Annotated in this window: 1 protein-coding gene; it reads right to left on the minus strand. The window is 44.6% G+C overall.

Annotated features, from left to right (window positions below; translation table 11 throughout):
- Window positions 1-603 (minus strand): HD domain-containing protein (locus tag ACFPZN_RS56455; protein WP_465252318.1); only part of this gene is annotated, 603 nt, incomplete at its 3' end.
- Window positions 604-617: the final 14 nt, after the last annotated feature.

The following is a 617-nucleotide window of genomic DNA, read 5'->3' on the forward strand; positions in this document are numbered from 1 at the left end:
TGTGCTCAACATCGTCGCAAAGGCGCGGTTTGTTTTATGGTAATATACCTGCGAAAAAAGGCTGGAGCGCGCCCCAATAAACTCAGCGATCGAATCAATCCCACTCTCTTTGTAAGCAAGGTACAATTTTCCCTGTTCCTCGACCGGGACAATTGACATAAACAAGCGATTGTAATCGTAGATGCCACACTTGACGCCGGAGAAATAGCCATCTCTGAGCAAGTAATCCATCCGGTCGGCATCGATCGGACAGGAAGAGATGATCGAGGTCATTAACGGCAGGATATCTGTTGCCTTTCCATTAATTTCCTCAATGATCTGTTGGTCACCGTATCTTTTTTCGATAATTTTTAACACATTTTCGATATTTATTTCGTCATCGACCTTACCTTGTTTTCTCAGATCATGATAAATCATCAGGCTGAACAACAGCGAAAGATGTTCATGTTCAACTTTCTGTTCTGGCTTGCTTAATACATCAATGATTGAATGGTAGGCCGTGGGGAGAACATCGGAGAATTCGTGCTTACAAGGCATAAAACTCTCAAACTGGTGGGATACCGGCCCGTGCCCGATGTCATGCATCAGGGCAGCGAGTCTCAACTCCTGAATGTTGT

The organism is Actinomadura rugatobispora (assembly GCF_042656285.1).
Classification (GTDB): Bacteria; Actinomycetota; Actinomycetes; order Streptosporangiales; family Streptosporangiaceae; genus Spirillospora; species Spirillospora rugatobispora.